Here is a 25112-nt window from a genome sequence, read left to right as displayed (position 1 = left end):
AGGAATTAAAAGCTTAAAATGCATCCTCGGGCAACGCCATGATGCTTTCGCTGCCCGCTTGAATCGATGCGAAACACGCTTGGGTGCGCACCACCATGTGCTCACAGAAGAACTGTGCAGAAATCAACTTAGCGTTTAAGAACTCGCTGTTCCCCTCGCCTGCATCTAATTTCGCTTTGGCTTGCATCGCACTTTTCGCCATTAACCAGCCGCCACACAAATAACCAAACAACATCATAAAGTTGACACTGGCGCTGCCTGGTGCATTTTTGTCTTGTGCTGCAATATCAAGCAACCACTGGCGAGCTGCTACACCGCACTCAAGCGCCGTTTTACATTGCTGAGCTGCCAATGTGAATTGCCCGCCCATGGCATCAAACTGAGCTAAATCTGTGGCTATTTCATCTAAAAGCGCGCCTAAAGCCTCACCTTTATTAACCAAGGTTTTACGCCCGACTAAATCCAGTGCTTGTACGCCTGTAGTGCCTTCATAGATAGTTAAAATTCTGGCATCTCGATAGAACTGCGCTGAGCCTGTTTCTTCGATAAAGCCCATACCACCATGAATTTGCGTACCTAGGTAGGTCAATTCTTGAGACAACTCAGTACACCAGCCTTTGACTATTGGCGTAAACAACTCACTGCGAGCCCCATTGCCACGATCAATTTCTGCTGCGGCCACCAAGCACAATGCGCGCATCGCCTCTGTAGATGACTTCATTTGCATCAACATACGACGCACATCAGGAAACTTCATAATGGTGAAGCGGCTGCCGTCTTTATTCGTGCCTTGTAAACGCTCTTTGGCGTACCCCAAAGCATGCTGATATGACGCTTCTGATATGGCTAAACCTTGTAAACCAACCCCCTGACGGGCGTGATTCATCATGGTGAACATATAAGACAGACCTTTATGAGCTTCGCCCACTAAGTAGCCCTTCGCGCCACCATTGTCACCAAAGCTCATGACACACGTTGGGCTGCCATGAATACCCATTTTGTGCTCTAACGAAACACAATATGCATCGTTGCGCTCAGCTGGGGCACCATTTTCATCCAAATTAAATTTGGGCACGATGAACAGTGAAATACCTTTTACACCGGCTGGTGCATCAGGCAGTCTTGCTAACACTAAATGCACGATATTATCGGTCATTTGATGATCGCCCCAAGTGATATAAATTTTTTGGCCAGTGATCAAGTAATGATCATCATTTGGCACCGCCTTGGTTTTCACCGCAGCTAAGTCAGTACCAGCATCAGGCTCAGTAAGGTTCATGGTACCTGGCCATTCACCGCTTAACATTTTAGGCAGATATGACTGCTGTAAATGCTCACTGCCGTGATGAGAAATCGACTCAATCGCGCCTTGGCTTAACAATGGACATAGAGCGAACGCCATATTAGACGTATGCCATACCTCATTAACAGCACTACCAAGTACATTCGGGAGGTTCTGACCGCCGAATTCCTCAGCACCGGTTAACGATGCCCAACCACCCTCTACGTATTCTTGATAGGCTTGTGCAAATCCAGCTGTTTCTTGCACACCTAGTCCGCCGTCCTTATCGATCATACTCGGATGTTGTAAATCACCGACCTTGTTCAATGGTGCTAATACGCCGCTACCTAGTTTGCCGGCTTCAGCCAATATAACGCTTGCCAACTCGCCATTGATGTCCTCTTGACCCATATCAGCGCAAAGCCCATCGAAGTCAACCAGTTCATTCAGTACAAACTCAGCATCTGCTAAAGGGTGTGTGTATTCACTCATAATTTAACTCGCTTCCGTTTTTATACGTGGTTGGTTAATTCAGGAATAACATCGAACAAATCGGCTACCAAGCCATAATCTGCTACTTGGAAAATAGGCGCATCTTCATCTTTGTTGATGGCCACAATCACTTTAGAGTCTTTCATACCGGCTAAGTGCTGTATGGCACCTGAAATCCCCACAGCAATATACAAGTCAGGCGCGACCACTTTACCCGTTTGGCCAACTTGCATGTCATTCGGTACAAATCCAGCATCAACCGCAGCACGAGATGCTCCAACCGCCGCACCGAGTTTGTCGGCCAGGCTGTATAGGATCTCGAAATTGTCGCCGTTACCCATACCACGACCACCTGATACAACAATGGAGGCAGCGGTTAGCTCTGGGCGGTCAGACTTCGCTAGCTCTTCACTTACAAAGCGTGACTGACCGGGGTCAAATTGCTCGCTGATAATATCAACAGTGGCAGAACCACCCTGTGCACTTACAGCGTCAAAGCCAGTGCCACGTATGGTAAGTAGCTTGATACTGTCATTTGAGGTGACCGTTGCAATAGCGTTACCTGCATAGATAGGACGCAAAAATGTCTGCGCAGAGACTACGCCTGTTACATCAGAAATCTGATTCACATCAAGCAAGGCTGCGACACGTGGCAAGTAGTTTTTACCGCTGGTAGTGGCAGGAGCAAGTACGTGGCTGTAGCCGCTAGCAAGGCTTGTTACTAATTTCGCGATATTTTCAGCCAACTGATGCTCATAGGCAGCATCATCAGCGTGAAGCACTTTACCAATACCTGAAACTGCCGTTGCTGCATCCACTACGCTTTGGCAGTTATGACCAGCAACCAGCAGTACTATGTCACCACCAATTTGCTGCGCGGCAGCTAAGGTATTTAAGGTAACAGGCTTAAGTTCTTGGTTATCATGTTCTGCAATGACCAAAGTTGTCATATTTATTTCTCCTATTACGTACTACTTAAAGTACCTTAGCTTCGTTTTTCAATTTTTCGACCAATTCAGCCACCGATTCAACCTTGATCCCAGCTTGACGCTGAGCTGGCGCGCTGACGCTTTCTAGGGTGATGTTATTTCTCACTTCAACACCTAAGTCGCTTGGGGTTTTCACCTCCAAAGGCTTACGTTTGGCTTTCATTATATTTGGCAATGAAGCGTAACGAGGTTCATTTAGACGTAGATCTGTGGTGATAATAGCAGGCATATCTAGCTCTAAAGTTTGTAAACCGCCGTCAATCTCACGTGTGACTTGAACTTTATCACCGTCAACTTTAACTTCTGAGGCGAAAGTCGCTTGTGGTTGGTCAATTAACGCAGCTAACATTTGCCCGGTTTGATTGTTATCAGAATCAATAGACTGCTTACCTAGGATCACTAGGCCCGGCTGCTCTTCATCAACCACTGCTTTTAATAATTTGGCGATGCTTAGCGCATCGGCTGATGTATCTAGTTCAATCTGAATACCGCGATCAGCGCCTAGAGCAAGGGCAGTACGAATTTGCTCCTGGCAGGCTTTGGCTCCTATCGACACCACAACGACTTCGCTGGCAACACCGGCTTCTTTAAGACGAACAGCCTCTTCAACCGCAATTTCGCAAAACGGGTTCATGGCCATTTTGACGTTGGTTAAATCTACATCTGTGTTATCTGATTTAACACGCACCTTGACGTTGTAATCAATGACTCGCTTTACCGCTACTAATATTTTCATATTCGTCCCACTTTGTTTGTGACTAGTTCGGAAATGTCCGCCGAGGTAATCCCAGCACTATTTAGAATAATCTTGCGTTTTCTTATGGTTCAATTTTGGTATGAACAGGCGGATTTCACAAGATCTAAAAAAGTCTAACAATTAGCATAAAGGGACAAATAAATAGACTTACTAGCTTGGCTCATCCGTTAATCCCAACTGACAATTATCATGTTATTCAATAGTTGTAGCTAATAATTTTATGCAGGTGGCAAAGATGCTCGAATAACAACATTAACTTTAAAGGTCTTTAATTAAAGAGGGTAGCGTACAAAATAAACTACAGGCGCGTAGTGGGTAAGAAATGATTAAGCGCCAGCAAAACGCGATAAAATGTTTTACAATCCGCGAAATTTTAAACGTGTACCCGTCATCACAGGGCTTGCACCACATGAGCGTTGAATTCTTTTGTTGTTGATCATTGATAACTATGACTCTTTTACCCACAACCTTGCGCGGTACTTTGTTACGCTAGGACAAGACGTTAAAGTCGTGCGTAACAACGAGCTCACCTGTGAAGACATAACCGCACTAGCACCTGACTACCTCGTGTTATCACCTGGCCCTTGTACCCCAAATGAATCAGGTGTCACGCTTGATGCCATCAAGCAATTTTCTGGCGTGATCCCTATGTTGGGTGTGTGCTTGGGTCATCAAGCTATCGCTCAGGTATTTGGCGCAAAAATTGTGCGCGCGAACAATATAAAGCACGGCAAAACCTCTTATATTACTCATAACGGTAGCGCCTTGTTTAACGACGTTGACACTCCATTTATTGCCACGCGTTACCACTCATTGCTTGTCGACAACGAGTCTTTACCAGAAGAGATTATAGTGACTGCATGGTGCGAGGAAACAGCGCATGAAGAAAAAGGGCTCGGCGAAAAAGGGCACGACGAAAAAGAACACGGCGGAAAAAGGCGCCGCGGAAAAGATCTAGAAGAATCTACAGGTCAGTACGAAATCATGGCTATCGAACATCGCACGCTGGCTATTTATGGTGTGCAATTTCACCCAGAGTCATTGTTAAGCACCAGTGGTTTGCAAATTTTGGCTAACTTTCTAACCGAATCCGCAGATAAACTAACTAAAGCCTAGAAAACTGGCGTAAAAGTGAGGCACAATCCACACTTAACACAATATCCATACACTTAAACTAAGGTCCGTTGAACAGTAAATGACTGCATCATCTACATCAGCCCCCATCGTTGAGACTCGTTTCAAGCAACTGTTTATCGATCTTAAAGTCGCAAAGCAGCAACGCGCCGATGAGAACGCGAAGCCCTCGTCAAAAAAGATAGTTCCTACCCGGGAATTGCTCGCGGTTGAAAAGCAGGCAAGAGAAGACAAAAAAGCTAATGAGGAAATTGCTGAGGATTATTTAGGGCGAGTATCGGCAAAATTACATAAAGATATTGAACTTCGTTTATCAGAAGCTTTGGCTGATCAAGAGACCCTTATTGCCAAAGTATTGAACATCGATGCAGTGATTCCGCAAATTTTAGACTTATTGTCCGTGAAGGCATGCACGGTGTCGCGCCTTGAAGTATTAGCCGCGCAAATACCTTGGTTGTATAAAGATTTACTCAAGATGATTAGCTCACCTAAATATCGACGTACTGATAGCAAGGGGAAAATTCTCACAGCGGACACACTTCGGGTCGCATTAAGCTTCTTCGGTCTGGAAAACTTAAAAATGATCGTGCCGCTCTTAACCTTACGCCGTTGCCTTCCGCAAATTACTGACCCCTACCCTCAGATCAAACGCAGAATTTGGGAGCAATGCATCGCTACCGCAATGTCTAGTAAGCGCCTTGCTCGTTTTCATAAAGTCAGTGAAAACCAAGCATTCACCGCAGGAATGCTACAAAGTCTAGGAACGATCGCGGTCGTTAAGCTGTATTTTCGCATTTTTGACCAAGTACAGCTTGAAGCATTAAAAGAAACACAGAACACACTTAAACACCAACGCCATGGTGCACTTACGAAAGTTGAGCCTTCTGCGGATATACTGTTATCTATGCTGGACAAATATGTCCCCCAGACCACGGCGAGCATTATGCAAGGCCTACACTTTCAGCGTTTATTTTTGCATGGTGCTTTTGAACAACTTGCCAGTACACAAAACGATGAAGAGCCGTTGCCTTTAACCACTGTGTTATTGCAAGGCAATGCGTACGCGAAGTATCGAATATTAAAGTTTCACGAATTAGTGACTATCGAAGAAGCAAAAGATTACCTACGACAATACAAGTTCCCAGTGGGCTCATTAGAGGTATTAAAAACCACTGATATGCGTTCAATTGGCTTAGAAGCGGAAGTTGCTGAATAAATCGTTGAAAAAAAGTGTAAATATTCATTCAAGCCGTTTTATCCACTCCAACAACTAACATCGCGAGCTAACTGGCGCGAAGTGAAGACACTTCTTGGTTTTTTACCTAATCCCTAGATTAAATACTTATTCACTATTCCTGCAAGTTCACTCAATCCCTTTAAAAATAAGGGTTTAGCTAGGTTGCCGATGCAGACAAGCTGTGTTTAATCTGAAATAATGGTTGTCTATTTTATGCCCTAGGCTATTAAATTTGGAGACAACCTACATGCAAGTGACCCGCGAATTATTTAACGAAGTAATGGTACCTAACTATAACCCTGCCGACATTATTCCGGTGCGCGGTTTGGGCGCGCGCGTATGGGATCAAGAAGGTAACGAATATATCGATTTCGCTGGTGGCATCGCAGTAAACGTTTTAGGCCATTGTCATCCAGAATTGGTCAACGTACTAAAAGAGCAAGGTGAAAAGCTTTGGCACTTAAGCAACGTGTTGACCAATGAGCCTGTTTTACGCCTAGCGAAAAAGCTAACTGACGCAACGTTCGCTGAAAAAGTCTATTTCGCCAATTCAGGCGCCGAAGCCAATGAAGCGGCTCTGAAACTTGCACGCCGCTTTGCGCTGGATAACTTTGGTCCTGAAAAAGACCAAATCATCTCTTTCAAACAAGGTTTTCATGGTCGTACATTCTTCACAGTGACTGTCGGCGGCCAAGCGGCCTATTCTGATGGTTTCGGGCCTAAGCCTGGTGCAATTGATCACGTTGACTATAACGATTTAAGCGCTCTTGAAGCCGTTATGTCTGAGCGCACCTGCGCCGTAATGATGGAGCCCTTACAAGGCGAAGGCGGTATCATCAGCCCAACACAGTCTTTCGTGCAAGGGGTTCGTGATTTATGTGACAAGCACAACGCACTTCTTATCTTTGATGAAGTGCAATCAGGTGTCGGTCGTACCGGCGAGCTATACGCTTACATGGGCTTAGGCGTCACGCCAGACATACTCACCTCAGCAAAAGCACTTGGCGGTGGTTTTCCGATCGGGGCCATGCTTACCACTACCGCTATTGCCGCCCATTTAAAAGTGGGTACTCACGGTAGCACGTATGGCGGTAACCCTCTTGCCTGCGCCGTAGCTGAAAAAGTACTGGATATTGTCAATACCCCTGAAGTATTAAACGGTGTGAAGCAAAAAGAACAACAGTTCCGCGAAGGCCTAAAGGCTATTAACGACAAGTATCATGTTTTCGATGAAGTGCGTGGACAAGGCCTATTGCTAGGCTGTGCCCTAAACGAGAAATACCAAGGTCGCGCACGAGACTTCCTTGTTTCCAGTGCAAAAGAGAAGCTTATGTGTTTAGTCGCCGGCGCTAACGTGGTGCGTTTCGCGCCGTCATTGATCCTGACCGATGCTGATATTCAGGAAGGTTTAGCCCGTTTCGAGCGTGCAGTTGCCGCTGTCGTAAACGCCTAAACCACCACAGAGAATGCGAACATGATCATCATTCGCCCGATACAGCACAGCGATTACGCTGTGCTACACGACATTGCTGTTGAATCAGGCATAGGCTTTACCTCTTTGCCTGTGAATGAAACTTTGTTAAAAAGCAAAATCACGGATTCTGAAGCGGCTTTTCAAGCGCACATCAGCCAGCCAGGTAATGAGAGTTACTTGTTTGTAATGGAAGACACCAGCACATCTCAGGTAGTCGGTACAAGCGGGATCGCCTCTAGTGTCGGACTTGACGATGCGTTTTATCACTACCACCTAAGTAAAGTGGTACATGCATCCCGTGAGCTAGACATCTACAACACAGCTGAAATATTGACCCTGTGCAACGATTACACTGGTGTGTCGGAAATATGCACCTTGTTTTTACGTGAATCTGCGCGCAAAGGTAACTGCGGCCGATTCCTGTCTAAAGTGCGCTTTTTGTTTATGATGGAACATAAAGAGCGCTTCGCCGAAACCGTTATCGCGGAAATGCGCGGGATCAGTGATGAAGATGGCAAGTCACCGTTTTGGCAGTGGTTAGAAGAACACTTTTTCTCAATGGATTTCCCTACCGCGGATTACCTTACTGGCATAGGTCAGAAACAGTTTATTGCAGAATTAATGCCCAAGTATCCTATTTACGTGAGCTTGCTCAGTAAAGAAGCTCAAGCGGTTATCGGCAAAGTACATGACAAAACAAAACCCGCACTTAGGCTACTAGAAAGCGAAGGCTTTAGCTGTCGAGGTTACGTTGATATTTTTGACGCAGGCCCCACAGTAGAAGCAAACCTAACCCATATTCGTACTGCCCAGGCAAGTCGCAAAATGGCGGTTAGAATTGATGAGACAGCGACAGTAACAGAGACCGAGTATTTTGTGATCAACACGAAAATCACAGAATTTCGCGCCATTGCCACGTCTCTCAATATTGATGAAGCAAACGAGCAGGCCATAATCTCTCAGGCCGCAGCAGATCATCTTGGTATTCAAGATGGCGAGTTTATCCGCTTCGCTCCGACAACATTTAAGGTGTAATGTATGACACAACAAACCCATTTTATTGCAGGCCAATGGCATGCAGGACAAGGCCATGATATCGAATCGATCGATCCGGCTAAAAAGCGTCAAATTTGGCAGGCTAAATCGGCCTCATCAGAGCAAGTGTATCAAGCGGTCAGCAGCGCTCGAGAAGCAACCGTAGCTTGGGCTGCATGCACGTTTGAACAGCGACTCGCTTATGTGAAACGGTTTGGTGAACTATTGGCTGAAAACAAAGATATGCTGGCCTTAACAATCGCCCAAGAAACTGGCAAGCCACTGTGGGAAACCGCCACGGAAGTCGGCGCCATGATGGGTAAAATTGGCATTTCAGAACGCGCCTACCAAGAACGTACTGGTCTAGTTGAAAATCCAATGCCTGTAGGTAAAGCGTTCATTCGCCACAAGCCCCACGGCGTCGTAGCTGTCTTTGGCCCTTACAACTTCCCTGGTCACTTACCTAACGGTCATATTGTGCCTGCTTTGTTAGCGGGAAACTGTATCGTATTCAAACCTAGCGACTTAACCCCATTAGTGGCTGAAAGAACCGTTCAGTTATGGGAAGAAGCAGGTTTACCTAAAGGCGTGCTTAACTTAGTGCAGGGTGAAGTAGAAACAGGTAAAGCCCTTGCGGCGCACCCTGACCTTGACGGCCTATTTTTCACCGGCAGCTCTCGTACTGGTAAAATATTGCATGAGCAATACGCTGGACACCCTGGCAAAATTTTAGCGTTAGAAATGGGCGGTAATAACCCCCTAATCGTCAAAGATGTAAGCGATATTGACGCCACCGTGCACGACATTATTCAGTCTGCGTTTGTCACCTCTGGGCAACGCTGCACCTGTGCTCGTAAACTGTTTTTAGAAAACAATGCTCAAGGTGATGCCATTCTTGCTCGCCTAATCGAGGTGACTAAAAACATCAAAGTCGGTGATTACGACGCTGACGAACAACCTTTTATGGGCGCAATGATTTCTAAAAATGCCGCCCACGCTATGGTGATGGCGCAACAACAGTTACTTGATTTAGGCGCAACTTCGCTGGTAGAACTGACTCATTTAGATCCTGAATCTGGCTTTGTAAGCCCAGGTATTATTGACGTGACGGCTATGGTTGAACAGATGCCTGATGACGAACACTTTGGCCCGTTGTTAAAAGTGGTTCGCTTCGATGATTTTGACCGAGCCATTTCACTGGGTAACAATACCAAATTTGGCTTATCTGCTGGTTTGTTGTCTGACAGCGAAGATTTGTATCAGCACTTCTACCAACGTATTCGCGCGGGTATCGTCAATTGGAACCGTCCTATTACTGGTGCTAGCGGTGCAGCACCATTTGGCGGAGTCGGTGAAAGTGGTAACCATAGAGCCAGCGCCTATTACGCCGCTGACTACTGTGCATACCCTGTTGCATCTGTTGAATTAGAAAAAGTCACCCTACCCGGTAGCCTAAATCCTGGTCTGAACTTTTAGTCAAGCAACACTACATTTGACAATGCTGCGGGATGATTACCCCACATAATGATTTTATTAAGCCTGCTATGCAGGCTTTTTTGTATCTCTTGAGTACAAATTTTGGATTTAGGGGATGACAGGACACGGATTAGACCTTAAAATCAATTAATAATATAATAGTACTAATTAACCAAATATTAACATGGTGTGTCTAAATGTCTAAATTCGATCCTGTAGATCACTCTCATCGCCGTCGTAATCCATTGACTAATGACTGGGTACTTGTGTCCCCTCATAGGGCTAAACGCCCCTGGCAAGGTCAAGTGGAAAAACCGCAACAAAATGATAGCGCGGCACACGATCCCAGTTGTTATCTATGCGCCGGTAATACTCGCATCAATGGCGAAGTGAATCCTGAATATAAAGACACCTTCGTTTTCACTAATGACTTTGCGGCATTGATGAAAGACACGCCCGCGTCAGAGCAAGAAAATGACGATTTATTTACGGTAGAAGCCGCTCGCGGCACCAGTCGTGTTATTTGTTTTTCACCGGCGCACAATAAGTCGCTACCCGAACTTCCGTTACCTGCCCTTGAGAAAGTCGTACAGACGTGGCGTGACCAGGTGGCTGAGTTATCCAAGGATTACGCATGGGTTCAAGTGTTTGAAAACAAAGGCGCGGCCATGGGTTGTTCTAACCCTCATCCCCATGGTCAAGTATGGGCGAATGACTTTATACCGAATGAGGTACGTAAAGCTGATGTTAACCAACGTGCCTATTTCGACAAGCACAACAGCTCGCTATTGCTCGACTATGCGCAAAAAGAATCAGCCAGTGGCGAGCGTACAGTAGTTGAAACCGATCATTGGATTGCTGTAGTACCTTATTGGGCTGCTTGGCCTTTCGAAACACTTCTAATGCCTAAATTCAGTTGTGCCCGTTTCGACGAAATGAACGACGCACAACAGGCAGACTTAGCCGTAGCCCTTAAAAAACTCACTAGCCGCTACGACAATTTATTTCAGTGCTCTTTCCCTTACTCGATGGGTTGGCACGGCGCACCACATAACACTGATGTCACTGAGCATTGGCAGTTGCATGCACATTTTTACCCGCCGCTATTACGCTCAGCAACAGTGCGTAAATTTATGGTGGGCTATGAAATGATGGCAGAGCCACAACGCGACCTTACCCCAGAGCAAGCGGCACAAAAGCTACAAGCCTTGAGTGATGTTCATTACAACGAATCAAACGGAGCCTAATGGGATGAAAATTATTTCTCAACAAGCCATCGACGACCTCAACGCCATATATCTTGAGGTGTTTCAAACACCGCCCGCTCGTCACTTTCAAGCCCCAGGGCGTGTGAATTTGATTGGTGAGCACACGGACTACAACGACGGTTTTGTATTACCTTGTGCTATCAACTACCAAACGCTAGTGGCTGTAACGCCTAGAGAAGATGACCTAGTGCGTGTTGTCGCTGCAGATTATGACAACGAACGCGATGAATTTTCACTCAGCTCTAACATAGAGCCCCACCCTACTCAGCTATGGAGCAATTACATCCGTGGCGTGATCAAACACCTGCAGATGCGCGGCTTACAATGTAAAGGCGTTGATATGGTAGTGACGGGCAATGTGCCACAAGGTGCGGGTCTTAGCTCTTCTGCGTCCCTTGAAGTGGCCATCGGTGAAACATTTCGCCAGTTATTTGATTTACCCCTGACCTCGGCTGATGTTGCCCTTAATGGTCAAGAAGCTGAAAACCAATTTGTCGGTTGTAATTGCGGCATTATGGATCAAATGGTCAGTGCATGCGGTGCCCAAAACAACGCGCTATTGCTAGATTGCCGCTCACTGGAAACACAACTTATCTCCATGCCGAAAGAGCTTGATGTGGTTATTATCAACTCGAATGTAAAACGCGGCTTAGTTGACAGCGAATACAATACCCGCCGCGAACAGTGCGAAGAAGCCGCCAGGATTTTGGGTATCAAAGCACTTCGTGACATCAGCCTAGTGGACTTGCAAGCGCAAAAAGACAAGCTACCAGAGGTAGTATATCGCCGGGCTCACCATGTGGTATCTGACAGCGAACGTACACTACAAGCAGCAGATGCTTTGCGTGCTGGTGATGCAAAAACCTTGTCTCGTTTGATGGCTGAATCACACGCATCTATGCGTGATGATTTTGAAATCACGGTTAAGCCCATTGATTTTATCGTAGCAACTCTCGCAGAGTATCTAGGCGAACATGGTGGTGTACGTATGACCGGTGGCGGTTTCGGTGGCTGTATCGTCGCTCTTATGCCAAGAGAAATGGTCGCTGGTGCCCAGCAGTTAATTGGTGAGCGTTATGAAGCTGAAACGGGTTATAAAGAAACGTTTTACGTATGCTGCGCCAGTGACGGTGCCGGTGAAGTACGCTTTTAACGCACTTACACTTAAAACGAAAAAGGTAGCGGTTATCTTGTATCACTCGCTACCTTTTTTTGTGCCTTTCGTTAATGTCTGAGCTCTGTGCCTCGGTTACCACACAGCCAACATATATGATAAATGGATGGGCACTATACGCGTTTCTTTTTACCCAGTATCACCAGTAACATGCCGCCTAAAATAGCCATCGATGACAACAATAAATGTGAGGTAATGGGCTCTGCGACTAACAACACTCCACCAAAAGCCGCAATAATGGGTACTGACAGCTGACACACCGCCGCCACACTGCTATCTAATTTGGGCAATACTTGATACCAAATCGCATAACCAATGCCTGAGGCAAGTGCTCCCGATGCCAACGCATAACTCACCCCTTCAAACGTTAAACGTGCTGTTGGCATAAAGATCGCCATTAATATCAGTCCAAATGGCAAACAGCGCATAAAGTTTGCCCCGGTAGACTTTAATGCATGGGTCGATTTCGCCCCCGCTAAGCTATACAGACCCCATGCTATACCAGCCAATGCCATGACAAGTGCCCCTACCAAGCTCGGTGACGATAACGCTGGCATAACGAAATACACAAACCCTAGCAATGAAATGACTACGCCTGCGCTGGCGATAGCATTCATGCGGTTGCCCGATAATCTGGACACAAACAACATGGTAAATTGCACCGCAGCAAATAATATCAAGGCGCCAGTCGCGGTTGGTAGCGTCACGTAAGCATAAGAAAAACCAGCAGCGTAAGCGAAAAGATACCCTGCTTGTCGCCAACTACCATAGGCATTTAACGCCGTTAAGCTGCGGAAACTACTAGGTGATTTTACCAACATGATCAAGCCAAGTACTAAGGCCGCAGATGCAATGCGCAACCCTGTGAAACTCATGGGATCCATGTTTTGCTCGTCTAACGCAAGTCGGCAGAACACAGAATTGGCCGCGAAGGCGATAAGCGTGATAAACGTTAAGGAAACAAGGGATAACACAGACATAAATTATAAAAGTAACCAAGTCGCTGTGCCTAAAAAGGCAAAAATTCCTACCACATCGGTAATGGTCGTTAAGATCACACTACCTGCAAGCGCAGGGTCGATATTCATTTTCTTCATCATTACCGGCAACATGGCACCCGCTAACCCCGCCGCGATCATATTCACCATCATAGCGAATGCGATGACTCCACCTAGCATCACATCTTGCTTCCATAACGCAATAACGGAAGCAATAAGCATCGCCCAAATCACGCCATTGAAAAATCCAATTGCCAGCTCTTTGCCAATCAACCAGCGGGCGTTACTGTCACTCACGTGACCCAAAGCCATGCCCCGTATAACCAAGGTTAATGTTTGGTTACCCGCTGCCCCGCCCATACTGGGCACTATGGTATTTAAAATGGCTAATACCGCCAATTGGCTTAGCGTGGCTTCAAATAAATCGCTCACTGCGGCCGCCATCAATGCCGTGACTAAATTCACACCCAACCATACAGACCGTTTCTTGGTACTTTTTATGACGGGTGCAAAGGTATCTTCTTCATCATCAAGACCTGCCATGCTCATCATGGAGTGTTCAGCGCCTTCACGAATGATGTCTACTACGTCATCTATCGTAATACGCCCCACTAGGCGGTTTTCTTTATCGATAACCGGTGCTGACAGCCAATCGTAACGCTCGAACAGGCTGGCCACCTCATTTTCGTGCATATCCACAGGCACAGCCACCGAGTCTTGGGTCATTAACTTTTCAACTTTGACCGCAGGACGTGCAGTCAGTAGTTCGGTCACTGGCACACTGCCAATAAGCTGGTCGTTGCGGTCAACCACATAGAAGGTATCTGTGCCTTTGGGGATATTTCCTTTGAGACGTAAATATCGCAAAATCACATCAACGGTGACTTCAGGGCGCAACGTGATCGTGTCGGTGTTCATAATGAAACCGGCTGTGTCTTCACCGTAGGAAAGTGCCTGTTCGGCCCGTTGTCTGTCTTGCTCGTCCATGGAGCTAAGTGCATCTTGCGACACTGCTTCAGGCAGGCCAGATAGGGTTTCCACCAAATCATCTGTGTCCATCTCTTCTAGCGCATCAGCCAGAATTTCAGGCACCATTTGGCGAATAATACCGTTTCGTACGTCCTCGGAGAGATCCTCTAGTACGTCACTGTATTGATCGGGTTCGATTAACTGCCAGATTTCTGAGCGTGTGCGACTACGGCTAGACTCGAGCAGCAGCGCCACATCACAGGGCGGCATAGTGCTCAGTACTTCGCGCACTTGCACTATCATGCCATCGTTTAAGGCCTCGTTAATCTCTTCGATTTGATTGCTAAGTTTTTTTGCTTCTTGAGAATCAGGCATAAAATTATTTACCTAGAAAACGTGGGCTTAACATCTTGATTTGTGGCCTATATTCTAAAGGATGCTCGTTGTGATAGCAGTATTAAAATTGTCCTTTTTTGTGATTTAATAGCGCTTAACTCAAAACAGCGCTTTGACGCTTAATGTTGGCTTAAGCTAACGGCGTTATGCTGAGACTTTGATTATAGGGTGATGACAATGCGAATTTTACTGGTGGAAGATGATCGCTCTTTGAGCGATGCCCTAAGTCAATCTCTTCGCAGCGAAGGCTACGCTGTCAATGGTGCCTGCACAGCAGCTCAAGCGTTATCAGCGTTGGCTACAGGGGAGTTCACCTTAATGATCCTAGACTTAGGCTTACCAGACATGGATGGCCTTGAAGTGCTACGCCAAGCCCATCGCAACAAACACAGCGTACCTACGCTCATTCTCACAGCCAGAGACAGCATGACAGATAAAATCACTGGCCTAGACTCTGGTGCCGATGATTACCTTGCTAAACCGTTTGATATGCAGGAGCTACTGGCACGTTTGCGAGTCATGGAACGACGATTAGGTACCGCTACAAGTTCACTCATTAGCATAGGCAATGTCGTGCTTGATTTGGCGACGCATCAAGTCACCGCAGACAACAATGAGAAAGAGCTCTCACGCCGAGAATTCATGCTACTTAAGGCTTTAATGGAAAACGCCGGACGTATTCAATCTAAGAGCCAGCTTGAAACAAAACTGTATGAGTGGGGTGATGAGCTATCGAGCAATGCAATAGAAGTTCACATTCACAATTTGCGTAAAAAGCTACCTAAGGATTTCATTAAAACCATTCGCGGCGTAGGTTACAGCGTGACAAACCGCGTGAGCGCCTAATCTTCATGCGCTCCATTCGCCGCCAACTCACGCTCTTACTCATCGCCTTATTGATATTAATTAGCTTCAGCGCCGCATTGCAAGGATATCGTTCGAGCATGCATAAATCCTCTGAGCTATTTGATGCCGAGTTAATGGCGTTAGCCAAGAGCTTTACGCGTGTATTCGCAATACAGCGCAATGAAACATTTGATGCAGGTGAGCAAATTGCCGTGCAATTGTGGCAAGAAAAGCACCTGATTAAACGGTCAACAAATACCCCACAACATAACATTGGCAGGTTTAAGTCAGGCTTTAGCGATAAGAATTTTTCAGGCAAGCGCTGGCGTGTCTATTCACACATATTCGATGATAAGCACACCTGGGTCATGGTAGCTCAGCCGTTGCAGAACCGCTTTGAACTGGCTGACAAAATGATCATTTCCGCGATGGCGCCTATTATCATGACGATCCCGTTGCTGGCGATCATTATCTATTTCGCTGTAAATAGAGGGCTTAGGCCATTGCGCAGCCTATCTGATGCTCTACAGCGCCGCTCTCCTCGAAATTTTTCACCTTTGGTTTTGCAAGAGCCAGCAATTGAATTGGTACCCATGGTCAATACACTCAATTCATTGTTAAGCCGACTGCAAGCAGCCTTTGAGCGAGAGCAGCAGTTTGCGTCTAATGCTGCTCACGAGCTGCGTACACCTTTGAGTGTGCTGAAAATTAATTTACATAATTTGCGCAAAGAAGCCACCAGCGACAGCTATGTTCAACGTATAGACAAACTCCACCAAGATACGGATCGCATGATCCATGCGATCAACCAAATACTCTTACTAAGTCGAACCAACCCTGAGTATTTTGAAGCGAACAGCACACAGGTAGATGCTTATCACATTGCACAAAGTGTTATTTCAGAAATGTACACCAGCATTGACAACAAACATCAAACCATTGAGTTGATTGGTAGTACCCAAATTATATTAAGTAGCGAGTTTGCCCTGCTGACACTGATGCAAAATCTGATTGGTAATGCCCATAAGTATGCCCCCGTTGAAGGGGTAATTCAGGTCATCGTGCAACAAGATGAACATGATGTTTTGATACAAGTTGACGATTCCGGCAGTGGGCTTAACGATGATGAATATACAAAAGTGCTGGAGCGCTTTTATCGTTCTAGCAAACATATGACGCAAAAAGCGCCAGGTATTGGGTTAGGCTTAGCGATAGTAAAACAGATCGTTGATTTGCATCATGGCTTTGTGCATTTGCAGCGTTCAGAGTTAGGTGGCTTGTCGGTGCAAGTTCATCTGCCTAAAACGCGAAGAGAAGAGGTAAGCAGTGCAAAAGTATAGATATTGCTTAACCCTCATACTGTCCATCCATTCAGCTTTTGTTTTTGCCCTGCCTGAGATGACCATCACCATTCGGGATCATTTATTTTATCCATCCGAAGTGATTGTCCCCTCCGGTCAAAAGGTAAAGTTAGTGTTTATTAATCAAGATCCCACTCCAGAAGAAATAGACAGCTTCGAGCTGAACCGTGAAAAAGTCGTTTTTGGTAATGCCAAGGCCAATGTTTACATAGGTCCTTTAGAAGAAGGGGAATACCAATTTTTCGGGGAATTCCATCCTGCAAGCGCGGTAGGCAAGGTCATAGTGATATCGCCAGAGGCGTATGCAAATGCTCATTAATACTGTCATCCTTTTTCTACGAGATGCCTTGCCCATTTTTGTTTTATTAAGCTTGTTGCGGGTTTATGTGGGAACACCTTGGAAACAATTATCTCTCGGTTTCGCAACAGGTATTTTATTGGCTGCTGTAGTGGTGTTGAATCAACACCTCATCAGTCAATGGTCTTTTGGAGCGGGCTATGAATTGCTAAAGAGTTTGACGCTTATCTGTGCCTATTTAATGTCAGCCTGGTTAATCATTAATAATCGCAACAGCGTATTTTGGCTCGCAGGTGCCGTAGTAGCGGTATTTGTTGTGCCAAGAAGTGCTGAGTTTTCTATTTATGTGGTGGGGTTTTGGCTTCAAAAAGACGCATTAGTACCTATCGTACTTGGCACAACACTAGGCCTAGGTATTTGCATCAGTGTGGCTATCTTATTAGACGTCATCTTAGGCAGTGTAAAAAGACGGTACTTAGTGCAATTCACATTTTCGTTATTTATTGCCGGACAAGTGGCCAACGTGGTGTTGCTATTACAGCAAATTGATTGGTTAACTGACCCAGGCCCATTATGGAATATGAGCGCATTTATTTCTGATGAAAGCGAATATGGGCATTTATTGAAAGTGCTAATCGGTTACGAGGCGGCGCCGAGCAGCTACTACTTATCCACCTTGTGTTTTGCGTTATTGCTTCCCTTTGCGATCCGGGCGATTCGACTCACTTTTAAGCGCCATAAGGTTTCAAATTTGGAGAACCAAACATGATCTCCCGTCTGTCTTTACTCATTTTCGTTGTCACTACGCTGATTTCAAGCACAGCCGCAGCTCAAGAGCGCCAATCAAACAACGTAGTAGATAAGATTTATCACCCTTATGTGCTGCCCTTAGAGCAAGAATTTGAGTGGCGAATCATGTCTCGGCAAAACGATGAGGGCAACGCGTTGGTGCAGCGTGTGTCATTCGGTCATTCGATTGACAACCGCCTTACGCTGCAAGCCTACCTTGTAGGTGATCGTGACGAAACAGACGATTTCGGATTGGTCGCATACGAATTAGAAGCCAGATGGATGCTGACCGAACAAGGTAAGTACTTCGCTGACTGGGGGGCTTTATTCGAGATAGAAAAAGCACATCAAGAAGACAGCTGGGAATTTACTACAGGTATATTGGTAGAAAAGGAGTTCGGCCGCTCAAGCGTTACCAGTAACTACCTGATGGTGTATAAGTTTGGCAATATAGTAGACAACTCGTTTCATTCAGAGTTTAGGCTGCAGTATCGCTATCGATTTATCCCTGAAATTCAGCCTGCGATTGAGTTATACACTGCCGAGGATTTTGTTGGACTTGGCCCCTCATTTATGGGGATCCATCGTTTCGAAGCGCAAAAGCAGATTAAATGGGAATTAGGTTTTATCGCAGGTTTGAATGGCGATAGCAAAGACCACACCTTGCGCGCTTCACTAGAATTTGAATTTTAGTATTTCTTATATAAGCAGCAGCCTCAGACATTTATGAGCTGCAGCCGCTTACAGATGAAACGTATGCAGCGAAGATAAAACGTGCCACTGAGCTTTGCCAGCATCGACTTTCACTTCTATGTGCAAGCCGTTGTTTTCGTCATTAAAGTGCGCGTACGCGTTCGCCGCTTTTGAACGATTGCGTTGATAAAGATACGAAAATTTAACCAACTCTAATGAGTGCACTAATGCCAAATAGTTTGGCATTAGCCAGCTAAATGCATCAAGTAGCCATGCATCTTGGTTAAGCTTGTTCTGCAAATCGTTTGGGTATTGCCCGTCAAGTTGACATTTATTACCCACAAACTTAAGAGTGAACTGAAGCTGATGCTCGGTATTGGTATTTGTTATCACTGAATCTTTCTTCGTTATCACTGAACCTTTATTCGTTATCACTGGAGCGTGCGTCATTCCTGTATCTTGCAACATCTCACAGTGAGTTTCGATTCGCTCTAGTAGGCGCTCAGTCTCTTCACGCATATAGTAATCAAGACCCGTGATGGCTTGGTATCGCACGGGAACATCTGTTATGCATAATTGAGGTAGCAATTGCTGCAATATAGGAGCTGAGCCGATTTTTGGCTTAGGGGTGTGCGCAACGCGTTGTTGGCTATTTTGGGCAAGTTGTATATGGGTAGAACCTATCATAAAAAAACCTAGTGCTAGCCTAGCGGCGCAGTTAACAATGAACCAGATACCGCAACTCAGCAGAGATTATGCCAACGCTATAATTTCCTTTATATTCATACAGTTAAATTCTCATTGACGGGAAAATAGTCTCGTTTAATTGCATGTGTCATTTTTCTGACTGAGGCAGTGAGTAAGCCAAAAAGTCTGAAGGGATGAAGTAATGAAGATGGGAACGATGACAAGAAGGCAATGTGTAAATCTATGAAAGTGCGACGATGCAAGGTGTGAAGATTCGAACGCGTGAACAAGTCAAACCTGAGCTGTTACACCTGAGCTGTTACACCTGAACAAAGAAAAAGCCGAACTCGTTTTCACTCAGTTCGGCTTTATACGCTTTACTAATGTAGCTTGTTTAAAATAGCTTGTTAATATAGTCCGTTAATGCAGTCCCATAAGCGCGCTAATTTACGGGCGCTCAATGACCAGTCTGAAATACACCAAATTATCTAGGTCATTATCTGCTGACCAAATCCACTTGGCACCAGCGGAGCCATTCAAGCGGCTTACTCGTGAGCGCCAAGGGTTCACCCCATACGAGCCATACGCTCTGGCATTGCCCCAACTGCTGTCATCAAAAGCCTGAGTATTCCAATCATCAAACGTTTGAGTAGAGATTTTCCAATCACTGTCACTAACAATAACCCCTTGCTCAGTCTCTATTTTGGCAATAAGCGCTGCAATGCCGTCAACATCTTGTGCTTTAACAGCCAGTACATTGCGACCAGAAACAAGTTCTACGGTATAACTTTTAGCGTACATCCAGTTGGTAGATGAGCCTAAGAACACTCCGTTAAAATAGGTATCCTCGAAATTATCGACCGAAATAGTAATCGTCGCCATTTCAGAGGTTATAGGCGCTCCAGCAATAGACAAACTCAGTTCTAGCTGAGCTTGTTCTCCGGTGGTATCAGTTACCTCAACCGTGAATACAAACTCGCCTGGCGCATCAGGTGTACCTGCTAACTCACCACTTTGCGCGTCTAGCGACAACCCGCTGGGTAAGTCCCCACTAACCACAGACCATAAGAATGATTCGCTGCCACCGCTGGCGCTTAATGTCACGGAATAGGTTTCCCCCACCTGACCTTCAACTAACGCTTGGGTGTTGATAACGACTGGCTCAGGCGCGGGTTCTTCGCTTGCCGCGATGTGATAGCGAAAGTACACAGTGTTGTCGTCATAACGCGCATCTGACCAGAGCCACTGTGCTTGGCTGCTGCTTGGCCACCACTTTACTTTTTTATACCATGGCCATACACCGTAATAGCCATAGGTACTGGCCGCTTGCCACTGACTGTCATCGAAATCAGTTTGCTGCCATCCTTCAACAAATTCGGTAGACACTTTCCAATTTTCATCGCTGTAAAATGGTTGTCCATCAAGATCTAACTGGGCTATTAATGCGGCCAAGCCATCAACGTCCATTGCTTTGACCGCTAAAACGTTATCCACCTGAGTCACATTGACGTTATATAACTTACTGGTTTTCCAATCGCTGGACCCACCTAACAACACACCATTAAAATATAGCTCTTCTGAGTTATCCACACTGATTCGAATGCTGAGCTGCTGGTCTATTTCAGGCTTTGGCATTAAGTTTTCGGCCGCCGCCCCAATAGCGATACGCCCAAACGTCAGTGAACCGGAGTCGACTGCTTTTGCTGTGTTCAATAAAGCACTTAAAATTTGCGTTTTATCTGGTGTATTTTCTAAAGAGGCCAGCGCTGCAAAGGCACCCGCGACATGGGGAGCTGCCATCGAGGTCCCTTGAGCAGAAGAATATTTGCCCCCTGGAACAGATGATTGAATACTGGTGCCTGGTGCAAGTAGAGTAAGAAAGTCAGCTTTATTGGTAAACCAAGCCATACCATCACTGTCAGTGGTGGCACCGACGCTAACAGCATTACTCACACAACCTGGCGCACTGATTTTATTGCTGTAACCGTTATTACCTGAGGCGATAACAACAGCGATCCCCGCATCATTCAACTTACTGACCGCGCTAGCATAACTGCGATTGGCTGAGTCACATGCACTTTGCGATACATATCCACCAGCGCCAAGGCTAACGTTCACGGCAGGGATCGAATAAGTATTGCGCAGGGCGTAAACGCGCTCTAGTCCTTGAATAACGTCGGAGTCATAAGCGCCTAAACAAGGCGGGCTACCGCTACAATAATCGTTGTCTAAGATTTTCGAGAACACCTGAATAGCAATAATGTCAGCGTCTTTTGCCACCCCATGCAGGTTTTCGCTGCTGCCTGCAACAATACCAGCCACGTGAGTCCCGTGATAACAACCACTGAAATCACAAGCCTGTGCTGCGCCTTGGGCAATTTCGTCATTATTACCGCTTGGGCAAATTGAATCAGAAAAGCCCGAACTGCGATGAGTAGAAAAGCACGCTTCTGACACGACTTTAGCGCTTAAAAAAGGGTGATCAGATTCAACACCTGAATCTAGCACAGCCACTGTCTTCCCCGCTCCAGTTGCCCCTATTTCATAAGCGTTTTCAGTGCCGATTATAGCGGTGCTTTGTGCCAACGAAGGCTGACGAATTTGATCTATTTGAATACTCTTAACTTGAGATGATTTCTCTAAAGCGCTCAGGGCTTTGGTATCTATGTCATACACAACCAAAGGCATGTGAGTAAAACTATGTTTGAGTACCGCCCCTGACTGACTAAGCGTCGCTTGCAAGCTCGCTTGTGCGCTGGCAATCGCTTGCAAGGCAAATTGCTCACTCGCCTGCTCTTGCGACTCAGCGGACTTTTCTGTGGTGGACTTTTCTGTGATAGGCTGTTCAGAATCTAATTGTAGCGCCGATGCTGCGTTGTTGGTCTCTAGATTAAGTTCGACTATTACCCGAATCGTGTCCTCTTTTTGTAGCTGGGTAACAAGCAATTCATGCTGCTTAGCGTTTAGAACATTAGGCTGGGCCTCAACTTCTGTCAGCTCGATTGCCGCGCTGTTTGCAGCAAAAAACACACACAAACAACCCACAAAGTAGCCTGTGAATCGGTCTAAAAGATCATTTTTCATGATTTCTCTCGCAAAGCAGTAAACACTTATCTTACTCTATAAGTGTTGTTAAGTTCCGGAAGTAAGGTATCGAAATTCAGGCTATCGAATACCCTCCTTTCAAGGCGGTTCGAAACATAATTTCGTATGTAACCAAGTAATACATAGTCGCTTTGAATAACAACTAGCCTTTAGTTTTAAACACAATGTTAAATTTTCATGAGCTATGTACTTTAATTCTATATAGCGAATGCAAACTTTAGGTTACGCAAGGTATGATTCTGCCACAGCAAGGCCTAAATGGATATAAAGGCTAAGCTTGGCAACCACAAACACATAAAAAATAGCCGTTGCAAACACTAGGTAGAGCTCGCAATTTACCTCGCTGTAACATTTATTCGACACACAGAGATATTTCACATGCAAGATGTCACAAGCGCCACTGAGTTATTGGTGCAAAGTTCTAATACTTACTTTTTACTCATAGGCGCTATCATGGTTTTTGCCATGCACGCGGGCTTTGCTTTTTTAGAAGTGGGTACCGTACGTCATAAAAATCAGGTCAATGCATTAGTTAAGATCATCACGGATTTTGGTGTGTCTTGTGTTGCTTATTTTTTCATTGGTTATTGGGTCGCTTACGACACCACTTTTTACAGCAGCGCGAGCGAGCTAACCACCAACAACGGTTACGACCTCGTTAAGTTTTTCTTCTTGATGACGTTTGCCGCTGCCATTCCGGCCATTATTTCAGGCGGTATTGCTGAGCGTGCCAAGTTTAACCCATTCTTACTGGCATCTGCGGTCATCGTTGCCTTAGTGTATCCCTTCTTTGAAGGCATAGTGTGGAACGGCAATTACGGCGTGCAAGATTGGATAGAGCAAACAACCGGCGCCCAATTCCATGACTTTGCAGGCTCAGTGGTTGTGCATGGGATCGGCGGTTGGTTAGCCCTGGTGGCGGTATTCTTCTTAGGTTTGCGTAATGGACGTGTTAAAGACAAAAAGCTTATCGCTTTTGCCCCGTCTAACATTCCTTTTCTAGCCCTCGGAACATGGATTTTATGTATTGGTTGGTTTGGCTTTAATGTCATGTCAGCACAAACCCTTGATGGCATCAGCGGCTTAGTGGCCATGAACTCTCTTATGGCCATGGCCGGTGGTATTATTGCCGCTTGGTTATTTGGCAAAAATGATCCTGGTTTTGTTCACAATGGCCCCCTTGCTGGCCTAGTGGCTATCTGCGCGGGCTCGGATATTGTGCATCCGATTGGTGCACTGGCCATTGGTATAGTAGCAGGATGGCTATTTGTCACCTTGTTTACCTTTATTCAAAAAAGTAAGAAATTAGATGATGTGCTGGGTGTTTGGCCATTACACGGTCTGTGTGGTGCATGGGGCGGTATCGCAGCTGGGATTTTTGGCAGCGAAAGTCTAGGCGGATTAGGCGGCGTTAGTATAGCGGCTCAAGCGATCGGCATCATAGGGGGGATTCTTGTCGCCCTCATAGGCGGGGTGATTGTTTACGGCGTAATTAACGCCATCACAGGGCTGCGTTTAACAGAAGAAGAAGAGTACAACGGCGCCGATTTAACCATTCACCGTATTGGCTCAACCAACGACGACTAACTACTTTATTAAATTTAACCTACCCGCCGCTGCAATAGCGGCGGCTTATTTACCCCACCTAATTTATAAAAATTCCGTCAAATAATGCTCTTAGCCATGAGAGAGCAGAATCCTGCTCAGTGTTTTTATGCCAGTAAAGGTGCGTGGAAATATCAGCTATGTTGACGGGCAAACTGACCAGTTGCACATCATCCTGCATAAGATGCTCAGCAATTCTGCGCGGTACCGTCAGTAAATGATTAGAGCAGGCGACCATGCCCTTCGCAGAATAATAATTCTGACAGCGGATCACGACTTTGCGTGACAATCCTTGTTGTTGAAAGAGTAAATCTTCGACTGATGCGCCACTTGAACGATTCGATACCCCTATGTGTTCGGCATTAAAGTAAGCGTCCTTGGTTAAGCGATCTGCCAAAGGATGGTCTTTACGCACTAAGACACAAAATTCATCGTCTATCAGTTTTTGGTGCAATACAGGGGACTTAATCGGCAAAGCAACGTCTAATGCTAAGTCGATATGGCCAGCGCCCAGATCCCGCGTTAAGGTAATGCGATCGACCCTGACGCTAGAAAACGTCACTTTCGGTGCCAGCAAAGCGAGTCGCTCAGTCAGTGCTGGCAAGATGCTAGGCTCTAACGCGTAATGCATACCAATTCTAAAATGGTGCTCACTGGTTAACGGCTGAAACTCTCCCCAGTGCTGCATTATTTGGCGTAACCGGGTCAGATTATCAATGATCAGCGGGGCCATTCGTTGGCAGGCTGGCGTGGGCAGCATACGATTGTTACTACGCTGAAATAGCGGGTCTCCCAGACATTCGCGTAAACGCTTAATGGAGTGGCTTACCGCAGAGGGTGTAATGTGCAAAGCTTCTGCGGTACGGGTCATATTCTGTTCTACATACAAACTTTCAAAAACTTTTAACAAGTTCAAATCGAGCTTTTTAAGAGCGTGAATGTCAGCCATAATCGCACCAATACATAATGAATAATATTCATAGTATACCTGTACTATTTTTCATTTCATTCAATTTAAAAATACCGTTATGCTCCCTTCATACAATG

Annotated in this window: 21 protein-coding genes; 13 read left to right on the top strand and 8 right to left on the bottom strand. The window is 45.8% G+C overall.

What is annotated here, in order from left to right; translation table 11 throughout:
* Positions 1-13 precede the first annotated feature (13 nt).
* Genes AC0VYA_RS03360 through AC0VYA_RS03350 form a run of 3 tightly spaced genes read right to left on the bottom strand, consistent with a single transcriptional unit; the run spans position 14 to position 3499 of the window.
* Positions 14-1774 (bottom strand): acyl-CoA dehydrogenase, encoded by a 1761-nt coding sequence (locus AC0VYA_RS03360; protein WP_475490036.1) that lies wholly within the window; start codon positions 1772-1774, stop codon positions 14-16.
* 20 nt (positions 1775-1794) lie between these two features.
* Positions 1795-2724 carry an electron transfer flavoprotein subunit alpha/FixB family protein gene (locus AC0VYA_RS03355; protein ID WP_475490035.1) on the bottom strand — a complete coding sequence of 310 codons (930 nt, stop codon included), beginning with the start codon at positions 2722-2724 and terminating at the stop codon, positions 1795-1797.
* Positions 2725-2749: 25 nt separating this feature from the next.
* Positions 2750-3499, bottom strand: coding sequence for an electron transfer flavoprotein subunit beta/FixA family protein (locus AC0VYA_RS03350; RefSeq protein WP_475490034.1), 750 nt, complete (start codon positions 3497-3499; stop codon positions 2750-2752).
* 447 nt (positions 3500-3946) lie between these two features.
* Between AC0VYA_RS03350 and AC0VYA_RS03345 the strand changes: the two genes are divergently transcribed.
* The 7 genes from AC0VYA_RS03345 to galK all read left to right on the top strand — a co-directional run bounded on the left by AC0VYA_RS03345 (position 3947) and on the right by galK (position 12297).
* Positions 3947-4636: an anthranilate synthase component II gene (locus AC0VYA_RS03345; protein WP_475490033.1), complete on the top strand. Its 690-nt coding sequence runs from the start codon at positions 3947-3949 to the stop codon at positions 4634-4636.
* 79 nt (positions 4637-4715) lie between these two features.
* The gene (locus AC0VYA_RS03340) at positions 4716-5870 is read left to right on the top strand and encodes an HDOD domain-containing protein (protein ID WP_475490032.1); all 1155 of its coding nucleotides are present in this window, start codon (positions 4716-4718) and stop codon (positions 5868-5870) included.
* A 268-nt stretch (positions 5871-6138) separates the two neighbouring features.
* Complete coding sequence (locus tag AC0VYA_RS03335; RefSeq protein ID WP_475490031.1) at positions 6139-7344, top strand: aspartate aminotransferase family protein; 1206 nt, start codon at positions 6139-6141, stop codon at positions 7342-7344.
* A 21-nt stretch (positions 7345-7365) separates the two neighbouring features.
* The gene (gene astA / locus AC0VYA_RS03330) at positions 7366-8400 is read left to right on the top strand and encodes an arginine N-succinyltransferase (protein ID WP_475490030.1); all 1035 of its coding nucleotides are present in this window, start codon (positions 7366-7368) and stop codon (positions 8398-8400) included.
* A gap of 3 nt (positions 8401-8403) precedes the next feature.
* On the top strand, positions 8404-9876 hold the full coding sequence (astD, locus tag AC0VYA_RS03325; protein ID WP_475490029.1) for a succinylglutamate-semialdehyde dehydrogenase: 1473 nt from the start codon (positions 8404-8406) through the stop codon (positions 9874-9876).
* A gap of 197 nt (positions 9877-10073) precedes the next feature.
* Entirely contained in the window at positions 10074-11123 is a 1050-nt protein-coding gene (locus AC0VYA_RS03320) for a UDP-glucose--hexose-1-phosphate uridylyltransferase (protein WP_475490028.1), read from the top strand.
* A 4-nt stretch (positions 11124-11127) separates the two neighbouring features.
* Complete coding sequence (galK, locus tag AC0VYA_RS03315) at positions 11128-12297, top strand: galactokinase (RefSeq protein WP_475490027.1); 1170 nt, start codon at positions 11128-11130, stop codon at positions 12295-12297.
* Positions 12298-12431: 134 nt separating this feature from the next.
* Here the strand turns inward: galK and AC0VYA_RS03310 are convergent, their stop codons facing one another.
* Positions 12432-13298: a DMT family transporter gene (locus AC0VYA_RS03310; RefSeq protein ID WP_475490026.1), complete on the bottom strand. Its 867-nt coding sequence runs from the start codon at positions 13296-13298 to the stop codon at positions 12432-12434.
* A gap of 3 nt (positions 13299-13301) precedes the next feature.
* Entirely contained in the window at positions 13302-14660 is a 1359-nt protein-coding gene (gene mgtE / locus AC0VYA_RS03305; protein ID WP_473478122.1) for a magnesium transporter, read from the bottom strand.
* Between the two features lie 198 nt (positions 14661-14858).
* Between mgtE and AC0VYA_RS03300 the strand changes: the two genes are divergently transcribed.
* The 5 genes from AC0VYA_RS03300 to AC0VYA_RS03280 all read left to right on the top strand — a co-directional run bounded on the left by AC0VYA_RS03300 (position 14859) and on the right by AC0VYA_RS03280 (position 18668).
* The gene (locus AC0VYA_RS03300; protein WP_475490025.1) at positions 14859-15527 is read left to right on the top strand and encodes a response regulator; all 669 of its coding nucleotides are present in this window, start codon (positions 14859-14861) and stop codon (positions 15525-15527) included.
* Positions 15528-15625: 98 nt separating this feature from the next.
* On the top strand, positions 15626-16867 hold the full coding sequence (locus AC0VYA_RS03295) for an ATP-binding protein (RefSeq protein WP_475490024.1): 1242 nt from the start codon (positions 15626-15628) through the stop codon (positions 16865-16867).
* Positions 16868-16925: 58 nt separating this feature from the next.
* On the top strand, positions 16926-17207 hold the full coding sequence (locus tag AC0VYA_RS03290) for a cupredoxin domain-containing protein (protein ID WP_475491026.1): 282 nt from the start codon (positions 16926-16928) through the stop codon (positions 17205-17207).
* Positions 17197-17955, top strand: coding sequence for a high-affinity iron transporter (locus tag AC0VYA_RS03285; RefSeq protein WP_475490023.1), 759 nt, complete (start codon positions 17197-17199; stop codon positions 17953-17955). The genes AC0VYA_RS03290 and AC0VYA_RS03285 overlap by 11 nt, the downstream gene beginning before the upstream one ends.
* The gene (locus AC0VYA_RS03280) at positions 17952-18668 is read left to right on the top strand and encodes a hypothetical protein (RefSeq protein WP_475490022.1); all 717 of its coding nucleotides are present in this window, start codon (positions 17952-17954) and stop codon (positions 18666-18668) included. Before AC0VYA_RS03285 ends, AC0VYA_RS03280 begins: the two co-directional genes overlap by 4 nt.
* Positions 18669-18716: 48 nt before the next feature.
* On the opposite strand, the gene AC0VYA_RS03275 is transcribed toward AC0VYA_RS03280, so the two are convergent.
* Both AC0VYA_RS03275 and AC0VYA_RS03270 read right to left on the bottom strand, forming a co-directional pair.
* Positions 18717-19355, bottom strand: coding sequence for a hypothetical protein (locus tag AC0VYA_RS03275; RefSeq protein ID WP_475490021.1), 639 nt, complete (start codon positions 19353-19355; stop codon positions 18717-18719).
* Between the two features lie 447 nt (positions 19356-19802).
* Positions 19803-22439 carry a S8 family serine peptidase gene (locus AC0VYA_RS03270; protein WP_475490020.1) on the bottom strand — a complete coding sequence of 879 codons (2637 nt, stop codon included), beginning with the start codon at positions 22437-22439 and terminating at the stop codon, positions 19803-19805.
* Between the two features lie 399 nt (positions 22440-22838).
* Between AC0VYA_RS03270 and AC0VYA_RS03265 the strand changes: the two genes are divergently transcribed.
* Positions 22839-24047, top strand: coding sequence for an ammonium transporter (locus AC0VYA_RS03265; RefSeq protein WP_475490019.1), 1209 nt, complete (start codon positions 22839-22841; stop codon positions 24045-24047).
* A 58-nt stretch (positions 24048-24105) separates the two neighbouring features.
* On the opposite strand, the gene AC0VYA_RS03260 is transcribed toward AC0VYA_RS03265, so the two are convergent.
* Entirely contained in the window at positions 24106-25014 is a 909-nt protein-coding gene (locus tag AC0VYA_RS03260) for a LysR family transcriptional regulator (RefSeq protein ID WP_475490018.1), read from the bottom strand.
* Positions 25015-25112 lie beyond the last annotated feature (98 nt).

This window comes from Paraglaciecola sp. QJM3NY_14, assembly GCF_056173245.1.
This window is presented reverse-complemented; position numbering and strand designations above follow the sequence as displayed.

Coding starts and splice junctions, on each gene's coding strand:
- AC0VYA_RS03340 (WP_475490032.1), top strand. CDS start 4,716: ATGACTGCATCATCTACATCAGCCCCCATCGTTGAGACTCGTTTCAAG.
- galK (WP_475490027.1), top strand. CDS start 11,128: ATGAAAATTATTTCTCAACAAGCCATCGACGACCTCAACGCCATATAT.
- AC0VYA_RS03300 (WP_475490025.1), top strand. CDS start 14,859: ATGCGAATTTTACTGGTGGAAGATGATCGCTCTTTGAGCGATGCCCTA.
- AC0VYA_RS03320 (WP_475490028.1), top strand. CDS start 10,074: ATGTCTAAATTCGATCCTGTAGATCACTCTCATCGCCGTCGTAATCCA.
- astD (WP_475490029.1), top strand. CDS start 8,404: ATGACACAACAAACCCATTTTATTGCAGGCCAATGGCATGCAGGACAA.
- AC0VYA_RS03295 (WP_475490024.1), top strand. CDS start 15,626: ATGCATAAATCCTCTGAGCTATTTGATGCCGAGTTAATGGCGTTAGCC.
- AC0VYA_RS03260 (WP_475490018.1), bottom strand. CDS start 25,014: ATGGCTGACATTCACGCTCTTAAAAAGCTCGATTTGAACTTGTTAAAA.
- AC0VYA_RS03265 (WP_475490019.1), top strand. CDS start 22,839: ATGCAAGATGTCACAAGCGCCACTGAGTTATTGGTGCAAAGTTCTAAT.
- AC0VYA_RS03285 (WP_475490023.1), top strand. CDS start 17,197: ATGCTCATTAATACTGTCATCCTTTTTCTACGAGATGCCTTGCCCATT.
- AC0VYA_RS03355 (WP_475490035.1), bottom strand. CDS start 2,724: ATGACAACTTTGGTCATTGCAGAACATGATAACCAAGAACTTAAGCCT.
- AC0VYA_RS03310 (WP_475490026.1), bottom strand. CDS start 13,298: ATGTCTGTGTTATCCCTTGTTTCCTTAACGTTTATCACGCTTATCGCC.
- astA (WP_475490030.1), top strand. CDS start 7,366: ATGATCATCATTCGCCCGATACAGCACAGCGATTACGCTGTGCTACAC.
- AC0VYA_RS03350 (WP_475490034.1), bottom strand. CDS start 3,499: ATGAAAATATTAGTAGCGGTAAAGCGAGTCATTGATTACAACGTCAAG.
- AC0VYA_RS03270 (WP_475490020.1), bottom strand. CDS start 22,439: ATGAAAAATGATCTTTTAGACCGATTCACAGGCTACTTTGTGGGTTGT.
- AC0VYA_RS03360 (WP_475490036.1), bottom strand. CDS start 1,774: ATGAGTGAATACACACACCCTTTAGCAGATGCTGAGTTTGTACTGAAT.
- AC0VYA_RS03335 (WP_475490031.1), top strand. CDS start 6,139: ATGCAAGTGACCCGCGAATTATTTAACGAAGTAATGGTACCTAACTAT.
- AC0VYA_RS03290 (WP_475491026.1), top strand. CDS start 16,926: ATGACCATCACCATTCGGGATCATTTATTTTATCCATCCGAAGTGATT.
- mgtE (WP_473478122.1), bottom strand. CDS start 14,660: ATGCCTGATTCTCAAGAAGCAAAAAAACTTAGCAATCAAATCGAAGAG.
- AC0VYA_RS03280 (WP_475490022.1), top strand. CDS start 17,952: ATGATCTCCCGTCTGTCTTTACTCATTTTCGTTGTCACTACGCTGATT.
- AC0VYA_RS03275 (WP_475490021.1), bottom strand. CDS start 19,355: ATGATAGGTTCTACCCATATACAACTTGCCCAAAATAGCCAACAACGC.